Origin of the sequence: Actinomyces oris (genome assembly GCF_001937445.1) — a bacterium.
In the GTDB taxonomy this organism is placed as follows: domain Bacteria; phylum Actinomycetota; class Actinomycetes; order Actinomycetales; family Actinomycetaceae; genus Actinomyces; species Actinomyces acetigenes.
Genome location: NZ_MSKS01000015.1, coordinates 17750 through 41587 on the forward strand (window position 1 = coordinate 17750; position 23838 = coordinate 41587).

Annotated in this window: 20 protein-coding genes and 2 pseudogenes; 7 read left to right on the forward strand and 15 right to left on the reverse strand. The window is 68.8% G+C overall.

What is annotated here, in order from left to right:
- Window positions 1–96: 96 nt before the first annotated feature.
- Window positions 97–807, reverse strand: a complete 711-nt coding sequence (locus BKH20_RS05005) for a response regulator (RefSeq protein ID WP_075390182.1) — start codon at window positions 805–807, stop codon at window positions 97–99.
- 88 nt (window positions 808–895) lie between these two features.
- Complete coding sequence (locus tag BKH20_RS05010) at window positions 896–2263, reverse strand: PspC domain-containing protein (RefSeq protein ID WP_430793375.1); 1368 nt, start codon at window positions 2261–2263, stop codon at window positions 896–898.
- Between the two features lie 125 nt (window positions 2264–2388).
- Here BKH20_RS05010 and BKH20_RS05015 point away from each other — a divergent pair, with 125 nt between their 5' ends.
- Complete coding sequence (locus BKH20_RS05015) at window positions 2389–4443, forward strand: PspC domain-containing protein (protein WP_075390183.1); 2055 nt, start codon at window positions 2389–2391, stop codon at window positions 4441–4443.
- Window positions 4444–4522: 79 nt separating this feature from the next.
- Window positions 4523–5023, forward strand: a complete 501-nt coding sequence (locus tag BKH20_RS05020) for a hypothetical protein (RefSeq protein WP_075390184.1) — start codon at window positions 4523–4525, stop codon at window positions 5021–5023.
- 166 nt (window positions 5024–5189) lie between these two features.
- On the opposite strand, the gene BKH20_RS05025 is transcribed toward BKH20_RS05020, so the two are convergent.
- The 4 genes and pseudogenes from BKH20_RS05025 to BKH20_RS05045 all read right to left on the reverse strand — a co-directional run bounded on the left by BKH20_RS05025 (window position 5190) and on the right by BKH20_RS05045 (window position 11252).
- Window positions 5190–5783, reverse strand: coding sequence for a DJ-1 family glyoxalase III (locus BKH20_RS05025; RefSeq protein WP_075390185.1), 594 nt, complete (start codon window positions 5781–5783; stop codon window positions 5190–5192).
- Between the two features lie 110 nt (window positions 5784–5893).
- Window positions 5894–7427: pseudogene (locus BKH20_RS05030) on the reverse strand (alpha-amylase).
- A 1261-nt stretch (window positions 7428–8688) separates the two neighbouring features.
- The gene (locus BKH20_RS05040) at window positions 8689–9807 is read right to left on the reverse strand and encodes a 5-methylcytosine restriction system specificity protein McrC (protein WP_081381598.1); all 1119 of its coding nucleotides are present in this window, start codon (window positions 9805–9807) and stop codon (window positions 8689–8691) included.
- Window positions 9804–11252 carry an McrB family protein gene (locus BKH20_RS05045; protein ID WP_075390187.1) on the reverse strand — a complete coding sequence of 483 codons (1449 nt, stop codon included), beginning with the start codon at window positions 11250–11252 and terminating at the stop codon, window positions 9804–9806. The genes BKH20_RS05040 and BKH20_RS05045 overlap by 4 nt, the downstream gene beginning before the upstream one ends.
- Before the next feature lie 165 nt (window positions 11253–11417).
- Here BKH20_RS05045 and BKH20_RS05050 point away from each other — a divergent pair, with 165 nt between their 5' ends.
- Window positions 11418–11621 carry a CopG family transcriptional regulator gene (locus BKH20_RS05050; protein ID WP_075390188.1) on the forward strand — a complete coding sequence of 68 codons (204 nt, stop codon included), beginning with the start codon at window positions 11418–11420 and terminating at the stop codon, window positions 11619–11621.
- A 10-nt stretch (window positions 11622–11631) separates the two neighbouring features.
- Window positions 11632–11922, forward strand: a pseudogene (locus BKH20_RS14945) (type II toxin-antitoxin system death-on-curing family toxin); the annotation flags it as partial.
- On the opposite strand, the gene BKH20_RS05060 reads toward BKH20_RS14945, so the two are convergent.
- The 6 genes from BKH20_RS05060 to BKH20_RS05085 all read right to left on the reverse strand — a co-directional run bounded on the left by BKH20_RS05060 (window position 11916) and on the right by BKH20_RS05085 (window position 17773).
- Window positions 11916–12791: a class I SAM-dependent methyltransferase gene (locus tag BKH20_RS05060; RefSeq protein WP_256693039.1), complete on the reverse strand. Its 876-nt coding sequence runs from the start codon at window positions 12789–12791 to the stop codon at window positions 11916–11918. The pseudogene BKH20_RS14945 and the gene BKH20_RS05060 sit on opposite strands and share 7 nt — an antisense overlap.
- A gap of 97 nt (window positions 12792–12888) precedes the next feature.
- The gene (locus BKH20_RS05065) at window positions 12889–13671 is read right to left on the reverse strand and encodes an alpha/beta hydrolase family protein (protein ID WP_075390190.1); all 783 of its coding nucleotides are present in this window, start codon (window positions 13669–13671) and stop codon (window positions 12889–12891) included.
- 88 nt (window positions 13672–13759) lie between these two features.
- A complete protein-coding gene (locus BKH20_RS05070) occupies window positions 13760–14539 on the reverse strand; it encodes a carboxymuconolactone decarboxylase family protein (RefSeq protein WP_075390191.1) in 780 nt (259 codons plus the stop codon).
- 96 nt (window positions 14540–14635) lie between these two features.
- Window positions 14636–14953 (reverse strand): type II toxin-antitoxin system RelE/ParE family toxin, encoded by a 318-nt coding sequence (locus BKH20_RS05075; RefSeq protein ID WP_075390192.1) that lies wholly within the window; start codon window positions 14951–14953, stop codon window positions 14636–14638.
- The gene (locus BKH20_RS05080; RefSeq protein WP_075390193.1) at window positions 14943–15212 is read right to left on the reverse strand and encodes a type II toxin-antitoxin system prevent-host-death family antitoxin; all 270 of its coding nucleotides are present in this window, start codon (window positions 15210–15212) and stop codon (window positions 14943–14945) included. Before BKH20_RS05080 ends, BKH20_RS05075 begins: the two co-directional genes overlap by 11 nt.
- A gap of 47 nt (window positions 15213–15259) precedes the next feature.
- Window positions 15260–17773 carry a glycoside hydrolase family 3 protein gene (locus BKH20_RS05085; protein WP_178388550.1) on the reverse strand — a complete coding sequence of 838 codons (2514 nt, stop codon included), beginning with the start codon at window positions 17771–17773 and terminating at the stop codon, window positions 15260–15262.
- 176 nt (window positions 17774–17949) lie between these two features.
- Between BKH20_RS05085 and BKH20_RS05090 the strand changes: the two genes are divergently transcribed.
- Both BKH20_RS05090 and BKH20_RS05095 read left to right on the forward strand, forming a co-directional pair.
- On the forward strand, window positions 17950–18954 hold the full coding sequence (locus BKH20_RS05090) for an alpha/beta hydrolase (protein ID WP_075390194.1): 1005 nt from the start codon (window positions 17950–17952) through the stop codon (window positions 18952–18954).
- Between the two features lie 114 nt (window positions 18955–19068).
- Complete coding sequence (locus tag BKH20_RS05095) at window positions 19069–20037, forward strand: Fic family protein (RefSeq protein ID WP_075390195.1); 969 nt, start codon at window positions 19069–19071, stop codon at window positions 20035–20037.
- Between the two features lie 48 nt (window positions 20038–20085).
- On the opposite strand, the gene BKH20_RS05100 is transcribed toward BKH20_RS05095, so the two are convergent.
- From BKH20_RS05100 to BKH20_RS05110, 3 genes are all read right to left on the reverse strand, one after another.
- Window positions 20086–20538: a zinc ribbon domain-containing protein gene (locus BKH20_RS05100; protein WP_075371667.1), complete on the reverse strand. Its 453-nt coding sequence runs from the start codon at window positions 20536–20538 to the stop codon at window positions 20086–20088.
- A gap of 300 nt (window positions 20539–20838) precedes the next feature.
- Entirely contained in the window at window positions 20839–21519 is a 681-nt protein-coding gene (locus BKH20_RS05105; protein ID WP_075390196.1) for a response regulator transcription factor, read from the reverse strand.
- Window positions 21516–22652 (reverse strand): sensor histidine kinase, encoded by a 1137-nt coding sequence (locus BKH20_RS05110; protein WP_075390197.1) that lies wholly within the window; start codon window positions 22650–22652, stop codon window positions 21516–21518. Before BKH20_RS05110 ends, BKH20_RS05105 begins: the two co-directional genes overlap by 4 nt.
- 202 nt (window positions 22653–22854) lie before the next feature.
- On the opposite strand from BKH20_RS05110, the gene BKH20_RS05115 reads away from it, so the two are divergent.
- Complete coding sequence (locus tag BKH20_RS05115) at window positions 22855–23838, forward strand: ABC transporter ATP-binding protein (protein ID WP_075390198.1); 984 nt, start codon at window positions 22855–22857, stop codon at window positions 23836–23838.

A 23838-nucleotide genomic window follows, 5' to 3' on the forward strand; every position in this document is an offset into this window, starting at 1 on the left:
CCCGGACGCGATGCCAGACCGTCACCAGACCGGGCCGCCGCTCACCCGCACGACCCCGGTTCGTTCCCGGAACGAGCCCAGGACGATGTCGCGCCTCTACACGATGCGACGGGCCACGGCCCAGCGGGTGAGCTCGTTGCGGTTGGACAGCTGGAGCTTGCGCAGGACCGCCGAGACGTGGGTCTCGACGGTCTTGACCGAGATGAACAGCTCGGAGGCGCACTCCTTGTAGGTGTAGCCGCGGGCGATGAGGCGCATGACCTCCCGCTCACGCGCCGAGAGGCGGTCGAGCTCGGTGTCGGCCACGGCCACCTCGCCCGCTCCGGCACCGAAGGCGTCCAGGACGAATCCGGCCAGGCGCGGGGAGAAGGCGGCATCCCCGGCGGCCACGCGCCGCACGGCCTGGGCCAGGTCCTCGGTGGAGATCGCCTTGGTGACGTAGCCACGGGCGCCGGCCCGGATGACGCCGACGACGTCGTCGCTGGCGTCCGAGACGCTCAGGGCCAGGAAACGCGTCTCGGGGACGTCGTGGCAGGAGGCGACGACCTCGGCCCCTCCCCCACCGTTGCCGCCGGGCAGGTGGACGTCGAGCAGGACGACGTCGGGTCGCAGGGCGTGGACGGCGGCGATGGCGCCTTCGACGTCGTCGGCCTCGGCGATGACGTCCAGGTCGGGGGCGTGGGAGGTCAGCTCGGAGCGCACCCCGGAGCGGACCAGGGCGTGGTCGTCGACGACCAGGACCCTCAGGGACGTGCTCGCCTCAGCGGGCGGCTGGTGGTCTGTGGTGGCGGCGGGCGTGTCAGCCATGGGGTCTTCCTGGGGGGTGACGTGGGGGTGATGAAGGATGAAGGGGCTTGAGCGGGGCCCGAAGGAGATGGGAGCAACGATAGGCGGCTCAGGGGGTTCGCACGGGGAGGGTCAGCGCCACCTCGGTGCCGGTGGACATGCGGCGCACCCGGGCGCTGCCGCCGTGGCGCTCCATGCGGGCGATGATGGACTCGCGTACGCCGTGGCGGTCCTCGGCGATGGTGTCCAGGTCGAAGCCGGGGCCGTGATCGCGCACGAACACCTCCAGGCCCTCCTCGCCAGCCTCCACGTAGAGGGAGACCGGTGGGGCGCCGTGGCGCACCGCGTTGGACAGGGCCTCGCGGGCGGCGGCGACGATAACCTCGGTGTCGCGGTCGGGGGCCCGGTCGCCGACGCACACGGCGTCAACGGCCACGCCGTAGCGGTCCTCGATCTCACCGGCCAGGTCGGTGAAGGCGTCGGCCACGGAGGTACCCGGCGCGGGACGGTCGGTGTAGAGCCAGGCGCGCAGCTCGCGCTCCTGGGAGCGGGCCAGGCGGGCCACCGTCTCGGGCTCGTCGGCGCGCTTACGGATGAGGGTGAGGGTCTGGAGGACGGAGTCGTGCAGGTGGGCGGCGATGTCGGCGCGCTCGGCCTCGCGGATCTCGGCGGCGCGGGTGTCGGCCAGGGCCCGGTTGGTCCGCAGCCACAGGGGCGCCAGGACCACGCCGATGCCCGCCACGAGTGCCCCTCCGGTGATGAGTCCGGAGATGAGCTTGTAGGGGGTGCTGTCCGCAGCCACCCACACCAGGATGCCGACGACGGCCAGGCACACCCCGCCCGCGACCCGCACAACAGCGCTCAGGTTGCGGTCCGGGCCGACGAGGTTGTCCATCTGCGACCAGGCCAGGGCCGCCCCGGCGATGACGACGACGATGATTCCCACCGCCCCGATCCGCTCCAGCAGCCCGAAGCGCCAGGAGGCCAGGAACAGGGCCGCCAGGAGGAGTGCGCCGCCGTCGATGACCGTCTGCGACAGCCCCAGGGGGGCGCCGCCGTCGGCCCTGCGCTCTGCGGCGCCTTTCCCGCCGCTGAGTCGGGCCGCCAGGCGGGCACGGGAGGCCACCGATGCGGGATCCGCACCTGCCGGGCCGTTCTCCCCGGGGAGAGTCGCCCACAGCAGGGCGTAGAGCAGGGCGCCCGCGCCGCCGCCGAGGGCCAGGACGACCATGGCCGCACGGACGTATCGCACGGGGACGCCCAGATGGAGGCTCAGTCCTGCGCAGACGCCGGCGATGCGGGCGGGGCGGCGCATGCGAGCGGTCTGTGCCGGCACGTCGGCCGGAGCCGGCCCCAGGTGGTGGGGTAGGCGGCGCAGCGGGGGGCGTCGCTGCAGCTGGCGCGGGGGGCTCCAGGAGTATGCCGGCCCGCCGGCGGTCGGCCCGGGCTGCGCGCCCCACTGCTGAGCTGTCGTCATGGCACCATCGTGGCACGTCAGGGTCACCGATCTGATTGTCCTCCGGGGTATTCGGGGGACAATCCGGGATCATTCAGGGGTTCCCCTGATCGTGCTGCAGGCCTGGGACGCGAAGAATTGTTGACATGAACGACATGCCTGTCTCCCCGTCTGACGGTGACTCTCCCACCGGCACCGATTCCTCTGGCTCCTCCGCCCCTGCTGACTCCTACGGCGCCGACGGCGCCCAGCGCGACTCCCAGCAGAGTCCGCCGTACGGCCCGCAGTATGGACCGCAGCCGGGCCCCGAGCCCTCCTTCCAGCAGTACGGCGGCCCTCAGCCCGGGCCTCAGGGCGGATCCACCCACCGCTTCTTCGACTCCCTGCGCGGCTCGGGCCTCATGCGCACCAATGAGCGCTGGGTCGCGGGTGTGGCCGGTGGCGTGGCCTACCGCTTCGGCCTGGACCCCACCCTGGTGCGTTGCGCATGGGTGGTGCTCTCGCTCTTCGCCGGTGTCGGCCTGGTCCTCTACGGACTGGCCTGGGCCCTCCTGCCCGAGGAGTCCGATGGGCGCATCCACCTGGAGGAGGCCCTCTCCGGCCGTTTCAACGCGGGCCTGGCGGGCGCCATCGGAATGACGATCATCGGTATGTCGACATTCGGTAGCGGTTTCATCCCCAACTGGTACATCCATGAGACGGGAATCGCCGCCGCCATGTGGCCCCTGTTCTGGCTGGGGCTGATCGTCCTGGCCATCGTCTTCCTCATCCGCAGCGCCCAGGACCGGCGTATGAGTCGGAAAACCACTCGAGGGCCTCAGGGCCCCCAGCCCTGGCATGCCTCGGCGCCCGGTGCCGCGCAGGCACCGGGCAGCCACCCGGGCAGCCAGGCCGGTCCTGCGGGTCAGGCCGGGGGCTTCGCCTCCGCGGCGGGCTCCGCATCGGCCTGGGACTCCTCGGCGCCCGGCTCCGGCGCCCCGAGCTGGCAGAGCCGCTCCTACCGACAGCGCCCGCCGTACCAGCCGGCGCGCCCACGCCGTCCCGGCCCCGGTTCCTCGCTGTCGCTGGCGGTCCTGGGCCTGGGGTTCCTGACCGGAGCGGGTATCTGGTATGCCACGGCGACCCACCGCGTCGGCCTGCTCCAGGGACAGTACTTCCTCATCGGCACCCTGGCCGCGCTCCTAGGAGCGGGCATCGTCGCCAGTGGTCTGCGTCGTCGGCGCGGCGGCTGGATGACGGTGCTGGGCTGGCCGGTCCTGTTCGTCGCTGCGATCCCCGCGCTGGCCACCGCCTCGGTCGTCCCTCCGAGCCTGGCCCGCATGCCCTTCGGGGTCATCACGGATTCGGCAACGTTCGGCTCGACCACAGTGACCTGGAAGGAGCTGGCGTCGTCAGCCAGCGGCGGCAGCGTCACCCGCAGTAAGGACGTCGGCGACCTCACCCTGGACCTGCGCGGCATGCCGGCCGAGGAGGCCGGAAAGCTCTCCACGATCAACGCGCACCTCGACGTCGGGACCCTGCGTATCAAGACCGACCCCAACCAGCGAGTGACGGTGAAGACCGACGTCGACATGGGCTCGGTCGACTCCCGGGCCTCCCGGGCCTGGACCGTTGACGGAAAACAGATGGAGCCCGATGAGGAGGACCTGCGCGCCTACGACGTGGCCGGCAATGCCGACTCCCGCTACAAGAGCTCCCACGGCGGCCTGAACATCGCGTCCACCCTGGTCTCACCCAGCGGCAAGGACGGGCTGCCGGCGATCATGATCAACGCCTCGGTGGACACCGGGAGGATCGACGTGGAGGAATCGCGAGGCACCGTCTTCTGGTACGGCAACGCCCAGGAGTCCGTGTGGATCGTCAACGTCTGGTACGACGAGAAAAGCAATGCTCACGACGGCGCCCTGCCGGTTCCGGGCATGAGCCACCCAGCCATCACCACCGGCGACGCCGAGGCCTGCATCCGCACGGCCCGCGAGAGCACGAATCAGGCCAACCGCAGCCAGCATGTCACCTGGCAAGATCTGTCCGAGCTCACCTCCGAGGAGCGCTCCGCATATGACGCCTGCGTGCAGCAGGCCCTGTCCGGGCAGGGCGCCGCGCAGCCCAGTGCGAGCCCGAGCCCCTCCGGGGCGGCGGCTGCGACACCGTCCCCGGCTCCCACCAAGCAGTCCTCCGCGGCCAGCCCGACAGCCGGGTGATCGCGCCCGCGTCTGCGCACCGCCTCAGCCATCAGAACTCTTCCCCGGGCACGTCCCGGACCCATCCAAGGAGACCCCCATGAGCAGCACCTCATCCACGACGTCGCCCGACGACGCCGGCAGCAACAGCACCAAGACGACCGGCGAGGACACCACGAAGCCCTTCCCGACCGCCGGCGACACCCAGCCCCTGACCCCACCGGTGACTCAGCCCTTAGCTGAGCCAGCAGTTGAACCGGAGACTCAGCCGGTCACCATGCCACTGCCCGCCTCCGAGGAGGCCGGTGCGGAGGCGGCGTCCGCGGACTCGGCGCCTGCGTCGTCGACGCCCGGCCCGGTGTGGAGCGCCGGGACGGTGGCCGGCCAGGAGCAGCAGCCGCAGGCTCCCCAGAACATCAAGGGATCCACCCTCCTGTGGGGGGCGTTCCTGATCCTGGTGGGCGGGCTGCTCATCGCTGCCGGAATGGGGCTGCGCTTCGACTTCACGACGACGGCCATCATCTGTCTGGCGGGCCTGGGTGGCCTGCTCGTCATCGCCGCCCTCATCCCCAAGGGGCTCCGCAGCAGCAAGAAGCCCTGATCCGCTGACATTCACCCCGTACCCACTCGATCGAGCCGCGAGGACGCACCTCAGGGCCCGCCGACTTGCACCTCCACGGTGAGTTCGCGAACCCCAACGTGCGTCCTCGCGGGCCTTGAGCGCGTTGGATGACCCACCGGGATCGAAACAACGGCAAGAGAGGAAATCAGCCCTGGTAGACGATCTTGGCCTTGACGTCGTCGACGGCCTCCTCGCTCAGGTAGTGGCGCACGATCTCCAGGCCGAAGTCGATGGCGGTGCCCATTCCGCGCGAGGTGATGACGGCGCCGTCGGCCACGACCGCGGCCTGGCTGACTTGCGCACCGTGCTCGGCGAGCACGCCCATGAAGCCGGGGTTCGACGTCGCCTGGCGTCCCTCGAGCAGACCCAGCTCTGCCAGGATCGAGGGGGCGGCGCAGATCGCGGCCACGGGCCGGCCGGCGCGCACCCGCTCGGTGACCGCAGCCATGAGGGGATCGATGGCCTTGAGGTTGGGGGTGCCGGGGATGCCGCCGGGCAGGACGAGCATGTCGTAATCGTCCAGGTTCGCCTCGGACAGGGCGAGGTCGCAGGTGACGACGATGTTGTGGGAGGAGACGACGGCCCGCTCAGGGGTCACGGAGATCATCGTCGTGGGGATGCCGGCGCGGAAGAGGATGTCCACGGTCGCCAGCGCCTCAACCTCCTCCAGCCCGGGGGCGATGAAGACGGCGACGGCCTTATCGGTCCTCTGGTCGGTGGGCGCATGGAAAGCAGGCATGTCTCCTCCAGGAAGGTCGGCTCAGGTCAGTGCGGCTGCCGCCATCACCCTACGCGCCCGGAAGGTCGGGCGCGAAGGAAATCGCGGCTCCCCACCTCTGCCTGCGGTCCTCAGCGCTGGCGCAGGAGGTGCTGCTCAGCGCTGTCCAGGATCGGCTTGGCGGCCTCCGGCGCGTAGATGCTCAGGCCGCCGTCGGAGACGGGCAGATCCACGCTGCCGTCGCCACCGATGGTGACCGGATCGTGCCCGCCCAGGACGCAGATCCACTGCTCTCCGGCGTGCCCCGCCCCGACGTGGAGGCGTTTGGCGGCGGCCCTGCGGTCGGACAGGACGACGGCGAGCCCGGAGCCGGGATGGGCCTCGTCGCCCTCGCGCGCGAAGCCGACGACGTCGGGGTCGTCAAGGGCGTCGTGCTGGGGGGCCGTGGGCCAGGGCGCGACGCATGGTCATGAGCAGCGGCAGCTCGGTGACGGCCGGCAGGTCGCCGGTCTCGGGGGTGCCGAACAGGTCGCCCCAGAAGACGCAGGGGGTTCCGGCCTCGCGCAGCAGGATGAGGGCGTAGGCCGAGGGCTTGAACCAGGACTCGATGGTGGAGGCCAGCGACTGACCCGGCTGGGTGTCGTGGTTCTCCACGAAGGTGACGGCGCGCGCGGGGTCGGCGGCCACGAGGGTGCCCTCGAAGAGGCGGGTCAGGTCGACGTCGCCGTTGGAGGTGGAGGCGGCGTGCAGGTGGAAGTGGAGGGGGACGTCGAACAGGCTCATGAAGGGAACGGTCTCCAGGTAGCCCTCCAGCTCGGCGACGTCGCGGGACCAGTACTCGCCCACGGCCGGCAGAGCGCGGCCGGTGACGCGGCGCAGCTCGGGCAGCCAGCGGGCGAAGAAGTCGGCGCCGACGTGCTTGAGCGCGTCCAAGCGCAGGCCGTCGACGCCGGTGGTCTCCACGTACCAACGCCCCCAGCGGTCCATCTCGGCGCTGACGGCGGGGTCGGTGACGTGGACGTCGGAGCCCATGAGGTAGTCGTAGTTGCCGAGCTCGTCATTGACGTTCTCGTTCCACTGCTTGCCCTCGAAGAGCCAGACCCCCTGCTGGTGGCGGGCCTCGTCCCAGTCGGTGCCGTGGAAGCAGGTCCAGTCCCAGGTGAAGTCCGAGTAGGCGCCGGCGCGCCCCGGGAAGGTGTAGCGGGTCCAGGCGGTGATCTCCTCGGCCTGCCCGATGGGGCGCATGCGGTCGTGAGGGTCGACGGGAGTGGCGCGCACGACCTCGGTGCCGTCCCCGCCCATGCGGTGGTTGAGGACAATGTCCGCCACGACGCTGATGCCGGCCGCGTGCAGGGCCTCGATGGCAGTGAGGTAGTCCTCCTTGGTGCCGTACTTGGTGGGGACGGTGCCCTTCTGGTCGAACTCACCCAGGTCGTAGGTGTCGTAGACGCCGTAGCCGACATCCTCCACGCCGGCCTGCCCCTTGTAGGCGGGTGGGAGCCACACCGAGCTCACCCCGCAGTCGGCCAGGAGGGCGGCGTTGTCCGCCAGGAGGCGCCAGTGAGTGGAATCGGCGGGCAGATCCCAGGCGAAGGCCTGGAGCAGGAGGGGGTTGACGACGTCGTCCGGATTGGCGGGGCTGGGCTGGGTGTGGTTCTCGGTCACGGTTCCGATGCTGCCAGTCCTCCCCCGCGGCCGGGGGCATTTCGGTGCGGACGGGGCATTCGACGCCGTCGGGGACCGGATTGCTGTCCCCCCTACGCGCAGCACGTCCCCGGCCGGAAGAAAATGCACCCCTGCGTACATGTGTTGTCTCATGTCTTCTGGGAGTTTCGGATGTCTTGGCATCTCAAGGCATCGGTGGGGTGGGTCTGCTGGAGGGGAGGGCTGTTGCTTGGGCCTGTCGGAGAGGGGCTGCCCCGGTGACTGTGGTGGCTGCCCGGCGTCGTCTGGATGCACTGCACGAGGGTGGGGTGCTACTGGAGGAGGGTTGGGGGTACTGCGGGTAGGTGGGGCCTTCGTGCAGTACGTACAACCCGTGGCCAGTAGATCCCGACCCTCGTGGAGTAGGCCGGCTCGGGGTGGAGCCGGCGTCGAACCCTGACCACCGGGCCCCAGCGCAGGCAGCGGGCAGGGGGCGGACCTGTGGCGGAGGCGCCGGACTCTGCCGCAAGAACCCCGCGGACTCACTCCCGCGCTGCCCGGTGTCCACAGCGCTGACATCAACGATCCAGCCGTCGAAGCACCCAGCGGGGATCGTTGGAATACTGCGGTTCTTCTTCGGCGTGCAGCGCCGATGCAGGGCTGATGTCAGCGCTGTGGACACCGACACCCCGTCACGCACCATCCCTTCGGCCCCGCCCTCGCTTCCAGGACCAGCAGCCTGCCCCCGGGTTCCCGTCCGAGCGAGTGTCTCAGAAGTCATGACACTCACATGTCTCAGAAGTGAGGAGACAACACAGCATCCCCGCGCACAGAATGTCCCCGCAGACGGAAGAAGGAAGGACGATGTGGACAGTGCGGATCGACGGCCCCATAATGGTGGGGAGCCAGCCGGCTGCTACCGGTTGACTCCCCTCGCAAGGGAACGGCCTAGCCGATCCACTTACTGAGGGCATCCGCAAGGACACCGACGGCCCGGATCAGGCGAGCGACAGCGGTCAAGACTTCGCTCACCTTCCGGGCCTTTACCTTGCCCTTGCGGACACCGGCGTCGTCGGTGCTCGTCCCGCGCCTCTTGGTCTCCAACACGCAGTGACGGCCGGGGGCATTCGACGCCGTCGGGGACCGGAATCCTGTCCCCCTACGCGCAGCACGTCCCCGGCCGGAAGAAAATGCACCCCTGCGCGCAGAATGTCCCCGCAGGCAGGAGAAGGAGGGACGATGTGGACAGTGCGGAACGGCGCGCTCTCGACTCGCGAGTAGATCAGGGTGGCGAGAGCAGGGCGGCGACGTCGTCGAGCTGCGCGGCGATCTCGGTGAAGTCCCGATCCAGGTCGAGGGTGCGCACGTGGAAGCGGTGCCCGGTCTCGGTCCAGGTCTCGCAGATCGGTGGGTCGACGGCGGTCTGGGCGTAGAGCAGCATCCCGGCAACCTCGCGCCCGGCCTGCCGGGGGTCGCTGGCCTCGTGCATGACGTAGCTGTAAATCTGGTTGCGGTTGGCCGGGGACAGGATCGACCTGTCGTAGCGGGAGCCGAGGACGCGCCCGTAGCACTTGGTGTCGATGATGAGGGTCCGCTCCGGCCCGGTCAGGACGATGTCGGTGTGCAGCCCCGGGAGGAAGACCGGGGCATCCTCGATACCGCCGCTCACCCAGGGAGCGCCAGCACGCAGGTGGGGATGGTGACGGCGGAAGTAGGCCAGGACGAATCGCTCGTACAGGGCGCTCAGCTCCTGAGGGTCGAGGAAGTCGGCGAGGCTGACCGCACCGTCTGCGCCTCTGAGCAGCCGCTCGTCCAGGATGAGCCGGCACACGCCCATGAGCAGCCGGTAGGAGCGGTTACCGCGGTGGAAGCGCAAGCTCTTCTCCCAGTGCAGCCGCCGCAGATCCCCGGGGCTCATCACCTCGACGTCGCCCATGACGAGCAGTGTCGACTTCAGACGCGTCCTGCGGGCTGGGGCGATGTCGCTGTGCAGGATCAGGCGCAGGGCGGCGGTCTTGAGGAGCCGGTTCATGAGGGTGTTCTCGGTACGCTCGTCGTAGTCACAGTGCACCAGGCTCCCGCGGCGCGCCCTCAGACGCATCGTGGCGGCCGGGTCGATGCGCCCCCGCACAACCGTCAGGTCCTCGCTGAAGGGCTGATAGTCCCGCTCGAAACCGCGTCGGCGCTGGTTGTCCAGCCCACCGGCCAGGATCGCGGCGAGCATGTCGTGGACGTGCTCGAAGTCCTCGGCCGCCAGGCGCCGATGCTCGCCGGTCTCCAACGCCTTGAAGGCGTAGGCGAGCATGTAGTAGACGTTCTTGAGCAGGACGGTGCTGGGACCACGCTGATGCGGCCGGCCGGAAGCCCCGTCCCAAGCCCGGCCGGGCAGGGCCTCCGTCATACCAGGACGCTCTCCAGCTCGTGAATGCTCTCGTCCATCGCGGCGGGATTGTCGAACCAGTACTCGCGCACCAGCGGCTCCAGCTCGTAGCGCACCACCGAGGCCACGTCCGCATCCACACCCCCGGGGCTACCTGGAGGCAGGCACAGGTAGGAGTGACCGATCTGGAACCCAGGGCCGAGGGCCTCGTCCTCAGCGATCCGCTGGTTGAGGCGGCGCACGACGTCGACCAGCGCCTCCAGCCTCGCGCTGCCCACGGCCTCGACGCGCCTGAGGAACCCGGGGTGGTCGAGGGCCGGCCTCATCTCGAAGAAGGCGAAGCGGCGCCGCAGCGCGTAGTCGATGAGGGCCAGGCCCCGGTCGGCGGTGTTCATCATGCCGATGATGTGGAGCCGTTTGGGGACGGACAGCAGCTCCCCGGACACGGGCAGACGCAGCGCCTCCCCACGGTGCTCGGCCTCAATAAGCATGAGCAGCTCACCGAAGGCCTTGGAGATGTTGGCCCGGTTGATCTCGTCGATGATGAACACGTAGTCCCGTCCCGGGTCGGCGGCGGCACGCCGGCAGAACCTGGCGAAGACGCCCTCGGCGGCCGCGAACCCGCCCTCGGCCGTGGGGCGCAGCCCGACGACGACATCCTCATAGACGGTCGACTGGTGAAACTGCACCACCTCCACCCGCGAGTCATCCGTCTGGCCCATGAGGGCGTAGGCCAGGCGCTTGGCCGCGAAGGTCTTCCCCGTGCCCGGGGCACCCTGGAGGATGAGGTTCTTCTTGCGTCGCAGCAGCCCGAGCATCTGCTCCAGGTCCTCGGGATCGACGAACACCTCCGCCAGGAAGCTCTCCCGCGTGTAGACGTCGGCGACGTCGGGCTCATCAGCGTTCCGGGGACTCGCGGCGGGGGCGGAGACCGTGGACGGGTCAGGGTCGTTCCGGTCCTCGAACAGTGACTCGAGCTGGGCCGGGTTGTAACTGGTCTCCTGCGTGAGGCGCTGCAGTGTCACTCGGCGGACACCTCGCTGAAGCGACCAGGAGCCGACATGCGTCCACTCGACGTCGCGCACGCAGCGGTAGGAGGGCCGGGCATCGTCGTAACGGAACTGCGAGCGGACGACGCCGCGCCCGATGATCTCGGTGGGACCGCGCCGGGCGTAGACGACGTCGCCGGGACGCATCATGCGGGTGAAGTCCCGGATCATGCCCGCCGCACCTGTCGGCCTGCCTCCCCAGTCCCCGTAGCCGGCCTCCAGCGCCTCGATGACGGCCTCCTCGTTCGGGTAGCTCGTGGGGTCACCGATCCGGTCCCAGTTGAGTGCCATGATCCCGGCCGTTCGAAACTCCTCCCACTTCCCGGCGCCCTCACCCGGGACGTAGAGCCAGTAGCCGCGTTCCTGCTCCTCGGCCGTCTGAGCATCCTCATCCGACGTCGTCATCGGCTCACCCATGATTCCTCCTCATCGCCCGTGCCCGCGGCGCTGCGGGCACGTCCAGGGAGAATAGTAGTGCCGGCTCACCCCGTCGGTACCAGCCGGGTGAGCTGCGGAATCCGGTCGATCCTGAGAACACACCCGACCTGATACCAGTCTGGTACCACCTAATACTGTGGAGGCATGGCGATGACATTGCGCTTGAGCAAAGAGGATGAGCGGCTGCTCGCGCTCCTTGCACAGGAGGACGGGGTCAGCCGCCAGGAGGCGACGATCCGGGCGATCCACGAGGTGGCCGCGCGCCGTGGACATGAACAGCGAGTCGCGGACGCCTCCGCCCGTATCCGCAACCGGTACGCCGAGGTCCTGGAACACCTCGGCCGCTGATCGGGCAGAGATGGTCGAGTACCTGACGCTCGAGGACGCACTGTCACTCATTGAGGACCTCGCTGTGGGACCGGTCCGGGATCTCGGCCTGCTCGACTCGGCGCTGCACCGACCTGCGACCATGCTCTGGGGACGTGACGCTTACGCCACGATCGATGAGAAGGCGGCGGCGCTGCTCGATTCCCTGGTCCGCAATCATCCGCTGGTGGATGGCAACAAGCCCCTGGGGTGGTTGACCACGCTGGTCTTCCTGGACATCAACGGCCACTGGGTCGAGGCTCCCGACGACGACGCCTACCAGCTGGTGATGGACGTCGCCGCTGGGAGGCTCTCACTCAAGGAGATCACTGAGGCATTGTCTCGATGGCACGCTCGCAGCACCACGATGCGCTCGGAGAGTCTGCTCACCAGCGGAAGCCGCACCAGGGGCGCGAGCAGGGGGTGGTAGCGCGCAATGGTGCGGGTGAAGGGGACGTCGTGGAGCAGCGTATAGCCGGGGGCCACCGTCCGGCGGAACTCTGCGGCGCTGGAGCAACCGTAGGTGTAACGCGCCCCCGCATCCTCCACTGAGCGCTCCCGACCGTACTTCTGGAACAGGCGAGGCATGACCTCGATGAGGACGGTCGCCCCGGGCAGGCGCGCCGCAATGATGTCCAGGAGCGTGCGCACCTCCTCCCGCTCGAGGTACATACTCAGCCCCTCGATGATGACGAGCACGTCGCGGCTCACGTCCCCCAGCTGGTTGGGCCAGGCGGGGTCGAGGGCGGAGGCGGCAATGGTGCGGTGACGCTCACCGTCCTCGAGCAGCCGGCGTCGCAGCGCGATGACGTCGGGCAGGTCGAGGTCGTACCAGGTGACGCGCCCGTCGTCGAGGCGCTGGAAGCGGGTGTCGAGCCCGCAGGCGATGTTGACCACCGTGCAACCGGGGTGGGTGGCCAGGTACCCGGCCACAAGCGGGTCGAGCGTGAGGGTGCGCAGCACGACGCCGTCGGCCATGAGCCGGTCCTGCCTGGCCATCGTGAAGTCGTAGTCGAGCCGGGAGACGAGCTCGACGGCGGTGGGATCCGTGAAGCGCGGCCGCTCGCAGAGCGTGTGCTCCGCCTTGGCGTGGAGGGTCAGCAGCATCGTCTTGCTGACACTGGTCAGGTCCGCCGTCTCGTGTGCGCTCATGGCAGCAATTCTGCGATGTGGGCGCCCCAGGAACCACCGCTGTCAGAAAACGGGCTGCGCCGCCCGCTGCCGCTGCCCGCCGCGCGGCTCAGTCCTCTCAGTCCTCTTCAAGGACCCCGTTCCAGGCCAGGAAGCCGATGGTGCGGCGCATGGCCTCCTCCCAGTTGGCGTCGCCGAAGCCGTGGGCGGCGCCGGGGATGGTGACGAGCTCGGCATCGGGCAGGGCGCTCACGGCGGTTCGGGAGACCTCGATGGGCACGGCGCGGTCCTGGTCCCCGTGGACGATGAGCACGGGGCGGCGGTAGGTGGCCAGCTCGGCCCCGACCTCCAGGTTCCAGCCGTCGATGGCGTAGGCGCGTCCCAGGCGGGTGCCCGCCCAGTCGAACTCCTCGGGCACGGCCACCGGCGTGCGGAAGGCGGCGCGCAGGTTCTCCCCCAGCCGCAGAGCCGGGTACCACAGGGCCAGGGCGGTGACCTGCTGCGGGTGGCGGGCGGCCGCGAGCGCTGCGACCGCTCCGCCCAGGCTCAGCCCGAACAGGGCGACCCGGGAGGCGTCGACCTCCGGCCAGGCGCAGGCGGCGGTGAGGACGGCCTCGAGGTCGGCCAGCTCGGTGAGGGCCGACATCGCGGTCGTCTCGCCCTGGCTGGCGCTGCCGCCGCCCCCGCGGAAGTCGAAGCAGATGGCCACGGCCCCGGCCGCGGCGAAGCGCCGGGCCATAGGGGCGACGCGGGTGTGGGAGCCCTCCATGCCGTGACAGCAGATGACCAGGGGTGCGGGGGTCGACGACGCCGTGCGCGGGACGTAGGCCAGTCCCCCGAGCCTCTGCCCCTGGACGGTGAGGGTGACCTGCCGTGAGAGGTAGGGCTGCGTCGTCGTCACGTGTTCTCCTTGCTGTGCGGGGCCGGCAACGAGAACCGGCCCGGCGGCCATCGTAGACGGGTCGCCGAACGGGTGAGGACGCGCAGCGTCAGCGGTAGGCCTCTGTGGAGGCGTTCTCGTCGTAGCGGGCCACGAGGACCAGGCCGGACAGGGCGTAGGGGCCGCCGATGTAGGGCATGACCTGCACCAGGGCGGCGGCCACCTTCTGGCGGGAGGAGCCGGCCCTGATCGCCCCGGCCACGTGCGGGCGCAACTGTGTGGTGGCGCCGATGGCGGCGATGGCCACGAGGCTGATGAGCTCGCGCTGGGCGACGTCGAGGCCGCCACGGGTGGCGAAGTCGCCGAAGGCCGAGGAGGTCAGCAGGTGGGGCACGAACTGGTCGAAGGGCTCGGGCAGGGCGGAGAAGACCTCCTTGACCTCGTTGCCGTACAGCGGGGCCTGGATGGCGGCGCCGGCCTGCTCGCGGGCACTGGGGTCGGTGGCGTCGACGGTGCCGGCACTCTCCAGGGGCAGGGAGATGCCGCGTGCCTCGAAGGCCTTATTGGCGATGTCGATGGCGTTGAGCGTCTTGGGGAAGCCGATGTAGGGGGCGCACTGGTAGATGGTCTCGCGCAGCTGGAGCGGGCTGGCGCCGATGTTGAGGGCCGCGCCCACATGGGCCGTGAGCTGCGGGAGGGTCTGCATGGCGGTCAGGACGGTGACGGTGAGCAGCTCTCGCTCGACGTCGGTGAGGACTCCTGTGGAGAAGGCCTCGTCGAAGATCTCGTTCTGGAGGATGTCGAAGAGCTCAGGGTCCGTGGGGTGGGGTTGGGGCTCCACCCCGAACAGCCTGGTGAAGGTCTCACGTGCTTGAGGTGTCAGCGCCATGGAGGGCTCCTTACGATGTGTGGGCGGCTCCTGCTGAGCATGTCACGTTCAATGCCCCAGCGACAGGCCCCAGCAGTCCTCCCAGAACACGGGATCTCAGCCACGCCGGACGAGCACAGAGACCCAGTCCTGCCGAGTATCGAAGATCCGATCCACCCGAATGAAGTGCTCTTCAATGCTGTAAACAGCCAGCAGACGACCAGCCACAACATAGCGACTGTCAGTTGGCGTGCCAACAACAACATCTAACCTACTCCCGGCCAACGGGTAGCTACGAGCCCCTTCGACCGCCTCAAGCAGGGCATCCACCTGCTGAAACGCTAAGTCCGGGTCACCGGAGGTCTCAACCGTGAAATCCCAGGCCTCATCAAGATCAATGAGAGCATCAGTGGAGTAGACGATCTCAGCGCTCATGGGCGGAATCCCGCCGTGCGACGAAGTGCGCACGCACGTCTGCAGCACTAACCCACCCTTGCTCCTCACCAGAAATCCGACCCGCCTCGACCTCTCGGAGGAGACGACGACCCGCCTTAATGCGGTCATAGTCCTTCATATCGAGAAGGACGTACCTCCCATGGCCATTCTTGGTGAGGAAAACAGGCGAGCCCTCCGCAACATCCTTGAGAACGTCGGTGTAGCTCCTCAGATCTGATACTGGCTTGATCGTCGGCATCACACCTCCCGCTGCTGAATCCTTCGATTAATTCTACAGCACAAGCATCAGGATGTCGAGATCGTAGCTATCCTCCAGGCCGAGCGGATGACGCGGGCGGCCTGCTTCTCGAGGTCGCCCCGCGTCAGAGCCGCGCCTCCGCCGTCCGGCTCGGTCCGGCCACCCACCCCGCGCCCTGCGCTCCCCCGATCCAGGGCCGCCAGGAGGTCCTGCCGGTCCGTCTCGCCTCCGGGCATGAAGAGCTCGTTGCCGGCCTTGATGGCGGCGGCCGCGGTGGCACGCGGGTGCTTCATGTCGCTGCGGGTCATGCCGTCAACGACCCAGTCGGTCATGACCAGGCCGTCGAAGCCCCACTCCCGGCGCAGGATCATCTCGAGCAGCTGGGCCGACTCGGAGGTGTGGACGCCGTTGATGAGGTTGTAGGAGGTCATGACGGCGGCGGGCCGGGCCTGGCGCACGCAGATCTCGAAGGCGCGCAGGTAGAGGTCACGCAGGGCTCGGGGGCTGACCCAGCTGTTGGAGTTGAGGCGGTTGGTCTCCTGGTTGTTGCAGGCCAGGTGCTTGATGGTCACGCCCCGCCCCGGGTGGGACTGGACCCCGCGGGTGATGGCGGCGGCGATGCGTCCGGCCAGCAGCGGGTCCTCGGAGAGGTACTCGAAGTTGCGTCCGCACAGGACACTGCGGTGCAGGTTGACAGCGGGGGCGAGCCAGAGGTGGATGCCGAAGCGCTCCATCTCGGCCCCGACGACGTCGCCGAGGCGCTCGACCAGTGCCGGGCTCCAGGACTGGGCGAGCGCGGTGCCAATGGGGATGGCGGTGGTGTACTGCTCGCGGATCTCGGTGGGTTCGCGGGGGTCTGGCTCGTCGGCGATACCGAGGGCCTCGCGTCCGGCGTCGTCCATGAGCTCGAGGAAGGCGGCGGGCAGGCTGGAGTCGCCCAGGGAGAAGGGGCCCTCGGCGTCGACCCCGTAGGTGGGGGCCAGGCGCAGGCCGGCGGGCCCGTCGGCCATGATGATGCTGGGCAGGCCGGGGATCCGGGTGGTGGTCTGGCCCGCCGCACCGATGACGGTGGTGGAGGCCGCCCCGATGACGGAGCCGGACTCCTCGCCGCGGCGATAGTCCCCCAGGACGGTGTAGGTGAGCTCGTCGTCGCAGAGCCCTCTGGCCAGGGCGAGGGCCTCACTGAAGCCCTCCGGAGCGGACTGCTCAGCGGGCTCGGCGACGTCCGGCAGGCGCAGGTGGGTCGGGTCGACGGCGAGCACCGGCAGGCCTGCCGGGATGTCGAGGAGGATCGGAGCCTCGGGCTTCCAGTCGGTGAAGCCGGGCTTCCCCAGGTCGCCGGTCAGGCGCCGCACGGTTGCGTCCTGGGCGAGCTCGACGACGGCGACGGGGCTGAGGTGCCGGCTGGAGGTTCCCGCCCGCAGCAGGTAGCGCCCGGCCTCCAGGGTCGTGGCATGGGAGGCCTCGTCGTAGGTGGCCAGGTCGGTCAGGTCGACGTCGACGGTGATCCGTGCCGTGGCGCCGGGGGCGATCTCGTCGGTCTTGGTGAAACCGACGAGTGCCTGGAGGGGCTGGTCGAGGCGTCCGGCCGGCACACTGGCGTAGACCTGGACGGTCTCCTTGCCCGGGCGCTCACCGGTGTTGGTGACGTCGACGTCGATGCTCACACGGGCGCCGTCGAGGCTCACCTGGCGGGTCTGGACGTCGAAGGTCGTGTAGCCCAGGCCGAATCCGAAGGAGAGGAGCGGTTCCTTGCCGACCGAGTCGTAGAAGCGGTAGCCGATGTAGACGCCCTCGCGGTAGTGGGTGTCGTCCGGGTCGCCGAAGTCGCCGATCTGGTCGTCCTCGTCCCAGGCGGCCCAGGTGGTGGCGAGCTTGCCGGAGGGGTAGGTCCGCCCCAGGAGGACGTCGGTGAAGGCATCACCGGTGCAGGCGCCGAGCTGGGAGAGCAGGAGGATGTTGGCAACATCATTGAGCGGGCTGAGGTCGACGACACCGCCCACGTTGAGCACGAGGAGGAACCGCTCGAAGCGCCCGTTCAGGGTGAGGATGTCACGGACCTCGGTGTCGGTGAGCCTGAGGTCACCGGCCTCGGGGGCGCGGTCACTGCCCTCCCCGGAGGTTCGGGACAGGACGTAGACGGCCGCGTGCGGGTCGGTGCCGGCCGGGACGTCGAGGGGGATCGTGTACTCCGGCTCGAGCATGACCGAACCCATGCCGACCATGATGGCGGGGACGCCGCGCTCGGCGGCCTCAGCCCTGATGTCGGCGACGAAGTCCTCGTGGGCCTGAGCTCGGACACGATCGTAGGCCTCCAGCCAGGGCCGGGTGACGATGGTGAAGCCGGCTTCCTCCAGGCCCTCCTCGATGGTGGTGACGTGACGGGAGTTGACGTCTCCGCTGCCGGTCCCGCCCTTGATGGTGTGTCGCGCACCGGAGCCGAACAGGGCGATCGCGCCCGGCTCTGCCAGGGGGAAGGCACCGTCGGAACGCAGCAGCACCATGCACTCGGGGGCGAGAGCACGGACGGCGGCAAGATGGTCGGTCTCGTAGGTTTCCATATCGCAGTCTCCTCTTGTCATGCCGACGGCTCCACCACGTGCTGGCCTCCGCACTGAGTGAACGAACTGGATTCACCCCATCATCGCGGTGTTCTGACGCCTACGATAACGGAGCAGACACCGGTTCCGGAGATGTTGTCGGAGAGCACTCGGGGCTGTGTGGAGTGGAGGAAATCATGAAGGCACCCAGGAGAGTCAGCGGGAGCAGGATCGCCGTCGGCGCGGCCAGCGTGGGTCTGACGGTGGGGGCCTTCAGCCTGTACTCCCACAGGCGCTATGGCCGCTCGGCCGCGGCGAGCCTGGCGGAGTACAGCACCCGGCCGATCAAGACACTGGCGGCCCGCATTCCGATGACCGAGCGGATCGCGCGTCTAGCCGACCGCCCCGAGCCTGCCCGCACCATCACCTTCCCGGCCTGGGGGCGCTTCTTCTACGACCTGGAGCGGCGCGAGGACTCCGGCATGCCCGTCTACCACCTCCGCCCGCGGACGCCGTCGAAGGCCGTTATCGTCTACCTGCACGGTGGCGGCTACATCTCAACGGCCAACTCGGCGCACGCCCACCTGGTCGATCATCTCGCCCGCAGGGCGGGGGCCGACGTCGTCATGCCGCTCTACCCGCTGACGCCCCACCACACCTGGTCCGAGGCGCACCGGTTGGTGCTGGAGCTCTATCGGCGCACGGTGGCGGAGAACCCGGGCAAGCGGATCGTCCTCATGGGGGACAGCGCGGGCGGGGGCCTGGCAGTGGTCATCGCCCTGTCCCTGGCCGAGGTCGGAGACGCCCAGCCCGACGAGCTCGCCCTCATCTCGCCGTGGGTCGACATCACCAACACCAACCCGGATATCGCCGACTACGTCGACGCCGACCCGCTCATGGCTCCCGAGCCCCTCGCCGAGATCGGCCGTTCCTGGGCGGGCAGCACCCCGGTGACCGACTGGCACCTCTCCCCCATCTACGGCGAGCTGTCGGGTTTGAGGAAGGTGACGACCTTCGTGGGGACTCGAGAGATCTTCCTGCCGGACAATGCGCTCTTCCACGCCAAGCTCCTGGAGGCCGGGGTGGACTCGACGCTGCACGTCGGCGAGAACCTCAACCACGTCTACCCGATGTTCCCCACCCCGGAGGGACGCCGGGCGCGCCGAGACCTCGTCCGCCTCGTCACCGGCGAGCTCGCCTGACCCATCCACGTCCCCCTCATTACCGCCACTGGCGGTAAAGTGTGGCGGTAATCGTCGTCACACCGAGAACATCACGGTCTCTCGACAAGCCGAGAGCATCTCAGAGGAGAACAGATGGGCTACGAGCCACCGCTGAACCGCACCGCCGAGATCGACGAGCTCTGCATGGAGATCGCCGAACTCGTCGGCGCTTTGGGAACAACCTCCCCTCTCAGCACAAGCCCTGTCCTTCACCGCGAGCTGCGCATCACCACCATCCATTCCTCCCTCATGATCGAGGGGAACACGCTCTCACGTGAGACGGTCACGGCAATCCTCGACGGCAAACGGGTTCTTGGTCCCGCCGAGCAGATTCTCGAGGTGGACAACGCCCGTCTCACATATCAGCTCATGGATGAGCTCAACCCTCATTCTGCCGATGACCTGTTGCGAGCTCACGGTGTCATGATGCGCGGGCTCATCGACGACGCCGGACGATACCGTTCAGGGAACGCCGGTGTCTTTCAGGGGAGCAGACTCGTCCACGCAGGGACACCAGCGCAGTACGTCCCCGAGGTCATGGGCGACTTGTTCGGCTGGATGTCGTCAACCGACCTTCACCCTCTGTTGGTATCCTGCATCTTCCACTACGAGTTCGAGTTCATCCACCCCTTCGCGGACGGCAACGGCCGCACCGGGCGCCTATGGCACACGCTGCTGCTGTCCCACTGGCGATCCCCATTGGCCTGGTTACCGATTGAAAGTGTGATCCGCGGACGCCAGGCCGACTACTACGCAGCGATCGCGAGCTCCAACACGGCAGGGACGAGCGATTCCTTTGTCACCTTCATGCTCACGATTATCAGAGATACGCTCATCCCCTACGCATCAGACTCTTCGGCCCAGGATCGTGAGGAACGGACGCTCTCGTTCTTCAAAGCTGACCCGAGTGCAACCATTGCCGATCTGGCAGGCCATTTAGAGTGCGCGCACAGAACAGCGGAACGTATTGTCTCCGACCTGCGCCGCGCGGGGCGTCTGAGAAGAGAGGGGAGCGCTCGAGCAGGAACATGGCGCGTCATAGAAGAAGGTGACTCTGCTTAGCTTCCGGTCGACAGGGTCACCTGGAGCGCCGCAGTCTCGTCCGCCTCGTCACCGGGGAGCCCACCGCTTGAGAGTCGGTAGGACGACAGCCAGGTAAGAGATGGCCTCGTCCCGAGAGACACCGACCCCCTCGGCCATATAGGGGGCGGCGTGCTCGATGAAGGCATCGAGCGATTCCTCTCCAGTGAAGGCCCCGTCCGGATAGCACCAGGTGCAGTACTCCTCCGACTTCGTACCGTCGGACTCGGCACCGTAGTCCGCCTCTTTGCCCAAGGGGAGAGCGCAGCTCTGGCAGCACGGCTCCGGGGGCATCTCCAGAAGCCGTGTGACTGGAACGTCAAGCGCGCCGGCGAGGAGCTTGCACATATCGACACCCGGAGTCGTCACCCCGGTCTCCCACCTCGAGACGGCCTGGCGGGTAACAAGGACCTTGCCCGCCAGGTCACTCTGAGTCATCCCCTGAGCCTCCCGGGCTGCACTAATGACCTCTCCGATACTCATGCTGGTCCCTTTCTCTTCCGCGACCCTCTGCATGGCTACGCTCATCAGGTAACCACAGCCCCGCTCCGACGTCGAGAAACAGGTTGTTGCACCGAGAACACCGGCTTTCCTACACCGTTAACCGGTAGCCGGCACCGTTCTGATCCTCCAGGTGGCGCCCATCCAGTCCGGCATGTGGCGCCGTTTCGATCCGGCATGTGGCGTTTATTGACCGGCGAACATATACTGGCACACTCGCCGGAGACACGTCGTCGACGGCGAAGAACTCATCCAGGTCAAGACCGCGCGTCTTGACCCGGCTCACCCGGCCTGTGCGCAGCGGTAGTACATGACCGCGACCTGGGTGCGGTTGCGCAGGCCGAGCTTGGCCAGGATCGCGCTGATGTGGTTGCGCACCGTGCCCTCACTCATGAACAGCCGCGCCGCGGCCTCGGCGTTGTCCAGTCCCTCGGCCACGGCCTCGACGACCTCGTACTCGCGGTCGGTCAGGGCCGCGAAGGTGGTGCTCCGCAGGTCCTTGGCGGACGTTCCCGGGCCCGCCTCGGTCTGCTCCCGTCCTCCGGCGCGCCCGCCCAGCCCCATGGTGGTGCTGCGCTCCAACACCTCCCCCTCCAGGACGCATACCCCGGCCATGACGGAGCGCAGCGCCGGGGCGACCTGGGCGACGTCCTGCTTGATGAGGTAGCCGCGCGCCCCCATCTTGAGGGCCCGCACGATGTACTCGTCGTCGGAGAAGGTAGTCAGGAAGACGATGCGCGCCCCGGCGTCCTCGGCCAGAATCCGCTCGGCCGCACTGAGCCCGTCCCCGCCGGGCATCTGGATGTCCATGAGCAGGATGTCGGGGGCCAGCTCCCGGTAGCGCTCGGTGGCCTCGGGTCCCGAGCAGCCCAGGCCGACGACCTCGACGTCGTCCTCAACCGACAGGATCGTGGACAGGGACTGGGCGACGAGTGCGTCGTCGTCGATAATGAGGACCCTCATGATGCTCCTTGTGTGCCTTGTCCGTCCTTGGGGATCGTGGCGAAGACCGTGAACCGCGGCCGCGGGGTGATCCGCACCCGGCCGCCCAGGGCCTCGACCCGCTCAGTCATGGAGCGCAGCCCCAGGCCCGAGCCCACGCGGCAGCCCACGGCCGGCTCGCCCTCGGCGGGAACGATGCCGTCATTGTCGACCGTCACCTGCCAGAACGCAGGGTAGTCGGTGACGGCCACGCGGGCCGAACGGGCCCCGCCGTGGCGGGCGGCGTTGGTCAGGGCCTCGCGCACCACGGCGACGACGCAGCGCGCCACCGCTGCTGGCGGCTCGACGTCGGTGGGGCAGTCCACGCTCACCGACTCGATGCCGCAGCGCGAGCCCAGCAGGTTGAGGGAGGTGGCCAGCTCCTCGCCGTCGTCGGACAGGGCGTGGACGGAGCGGCGCATGGAGTCCAGGGCCTCGTCGAGGCCACCATCCAATGTGGTGAGGTCGGCGACGACGCCCGGCTCGTCGCGGTGGACGACCTGGAGGGCCTTGACCTGCAACAGGAGGCGGGTGAGAAGGTGGCCGACGCCGTCGTGGATCTCGCGGGCGATGCGGGTGCGCTCGGCCAGGGCGGCGGCGCGCAGCTCGTAGTCCTGGGCCTGGAGCAGCTGGGCGTTCGTGTCCTGCAGGGTGAGGACCTTCTCGCGCAGGTCGTCGCGCACCACGTGCAGGCTCCTTCGCGCCGCCTCCTCCTGGACGGTGCGCAGCGCGAGGAGGACCGCGAGCGCGCAGAACACCAGGGCCAGGGCCAGCACGGGCGTGTCCTGGACCCAGGAGGCCATGACGACCACGAAGGGGATGCAGGCGGCCGCAGCCGCCATTCGCGCGCGCCGTGTCCCGAGCGCGCCGAGGCGGGCCAGGGCGTAGACGACCAGCGGCGCCCCGGTCACCGAGTCCGCCGAGAGAGCTCCCACCAGGAGGTAGGCGGCCGGCACGGCGATCCCCCACCGTCGCTGCTCGGCGCTCATGCTCAGGCCGGCGACGGTCACGGCCGCGATCAGCCAGATGACGGCGGCTGTCCTCGCCTGCCCCACAAGCAGGGCCAGCAGGAGGCAGCAGCACAGCAGCACGCCTTTGTCGACCAGAACCTTCACCCCTTGATTATCGGTCGAGGGCCGGCGCTCGTGGACTCGGAATGCCGTCGAGAGACTCGTTGCGGCTTCTCATGACAGAAGTCATGGGGGCCGGCCACAGTCATGACACCAGGCACTTCTGGCCGCCCCCGCGCCCCGGGACCATGGATGTCACGAGCCGGGGACCACCGGCGCAGCAAAGGCAGCGAAGGAAGGAGCCGAGATGGAGACCCAGATTGAGGACCACGAGGCGGGCCTGGCGGTGGAGGTCGACTCCCTGGTCAAACGCTATGGGGAGCTGGTCGCGGTTGATGGCCTGTCACTGACGATCCCGCGTGGTCAGGTGCTGGGGCTGCTCGGTCCCAACGGCTCGGGCAAGACGACGACGATCAGCTGCATCCTGCAGCTGCTCACCTACGACAAGGGCTCGATCTACGTCTTCGGTGAGCCGATGACGCCCACCTCCTACGGTCTCAAGCGCCGCATCGGCGTGGTGCCTCAGGAGGTCGCCGTCTTCGATGAGCTCACGGTGGCGGAGAACGTCAATGCCTTCTGCGCCCTCTACGTGCGTGACCGCGCCGAGAGGCGCCGCCTGGTGGCCGAGGCGATCACCTTCGTCGGCCTGGAGAAGTTCGTGAAGTTCAAGCCCAAGAAGCTCTCCGGCGGCCTGCTGCGCCGCCTCAACATCGCCTGCGGCATCGCCCACGGCCCCGACCTCATCTTCCTCGATGAGCCCACGGTCGCCGTCGACCCGCAGAGCCGGGGCGCCATCCTCGAGGGCATCAAGCGCCTCAACGAGCGCGGCGCCACCATCATCTACACGAGCCACTACATGGAGGAGGTGGAGCAGCTGTGCGACCAGATCATCATCGTGGACCGTGGCCGGCAGGTGGCCTCCGGTACCTCCGACGAGCTCAAGGCCATGATCGGCACCGGTGAGCGCATCCGGGTGGAGGTCGTTGACCCCGCCCTGCTGGGTGAGGATGCCCTGGAGGGCCTGCGCCGCCTGGAGCATGTGCGCACGGCCGCCTACCAGGACGGTGAGGTGCTCATCGAGTGCTCCCCCGGGGCTCACAACCTCACCGATGTCATGAGGGCACTGGATGCCGCGGGGGCGACCTGCGGCCGGGTGACCTCCGAGCCCCCGACCCTCAACGACGTCTTCCTGGAGATCACCGGGCGGGCCCTGCGAGACGAGGCGGCCTGA

Bases quoted from the DNA above. Each gene is read 5' to 3' on its own strand.
- BKH20_RS05005 (WP_075390182.1), bottom strand. From the start codon at position 807: ATGGCTGACACGCCCGCCGCCACCACAGACCACCAGCCGCCCGCTGAG.
- BKH20_RS05010 (WP_430793375.1), bottom strand. From the start codon at position 2,263: ATGACGACAGCTCAGCAGTGGGGCGCGCAGCCCGGGCCGACCGCCGGC.
- BKH20_RS05015 (WP_075390183.1), top strand. From the start codon at position 2,389: ATGAACGACATGCCTGTCTCCCCGTCTGACGGTGACTCTCCCACCGGC.
- BKH20_RS05020 (WP_075390184.1), top strand. From the start codon at position 4,523: ATGAGCAGCACCTCATCCACGACGTCGCCCGACGACGCCGGCAGCAAC.
- BKH20_RS05025 (WP_075390185.1), bottom strand. From the start codon at position 5,783: ATGCCTGCTTTCCATGCGCCCACCGACCAGAGGACCGATAAGGCCGTC.
- BKH20_RS05040 (WP_081381598.1), bottom strand. From the start codon at position 9,807: ATGACGGAGGCCCTGCCCGGCCGGGCTTGGGACGGGGCTTCCGGCCGG.
- BKH20_RS05045 (WP_075390187.1), bottom strand. From the start codon at position 11,252: ATGGGTGAGCCGATGACGACGTCGGATGAGGATGCTCAGACGGCCGAG.
- BKH20_RS05050 (WP_075390188.1), top strand. From the start codon at position 11,418: ATGGCGATGACATTGCGCTTGAGCAAAGAGGATGAGCGGCTGCTCGCG.
- BKH20_RS05060 (WP_256693039.1), bottom strand. From the start codon at position 12,791: ATGAGCGCACACGAGACGGCGGACCTGACCAGTGTCAGCAAGACGATG.
- BKH20_RS05070 (WP_075390191.1), bottom strand. From the start codon at position 14,539: ATGGCGCTGACACCTCAAGCACGTGAGACCTTCACCAGGCTGTTCGGG.
- BKH20_RS05075 (WP_075390192.1), bottom strand. From the start codon at position 14,953: ATGAGCGCTGAGATCGTCTACTCCACTGATGCTCTCATTGATCTTGAT.
- BKH20_RS05080 (WP_075390193.1), bottom strand. From the start codon at position 15,212: ATGCCGACGATCAAGCCAGTATCAGATCTGAGGAGCTACACCGACGTT.
- BKH20_RS05085 (WP_178388550.1), bottom strand. From the start codon at position 17,773: ATGGAAACCTACGAGACCGACCATCTTGCCGCCGTCCGTGCTCTCGCC.
- BKH20_RS05090 (WP_075390194.1), top strand. From the start codon at position 17,950: ATGAAGGCACCCAGGAGAGTCAGCGGGAGCAGGATCGCCGTCGGCGCG.
- BKH20_RS05095 (WP_075390195.1), top strand. From the start codon at position 19,069: ATGGGCTACGAGCCACCGCTGAACCGCACCGCCGAGATCGACGAGCTC.
- BKH20_RS05100 (WP_075371667.1), bottom strand. From the start codon at position 20,538: ATGAGTATCGGAGAGGTCATTAGTGCAGCCCGGGAGGCTCAGGGGATG.
- BKH20_RS05105 (WP_075390196.1), bottom strand. From the start codon at position 21,519: ATGAGGGTCCTCATTATCGACGACGACGCACTCGTCGCCCAGTCCCTG.
- BKH20_RS05115 (WP_075390198.1), top strand. From the start codon at position 22,855: ATGGAGACCCAGATTGAGGACCACGAGGCGGGCCTGGCGGTGGAGGTC.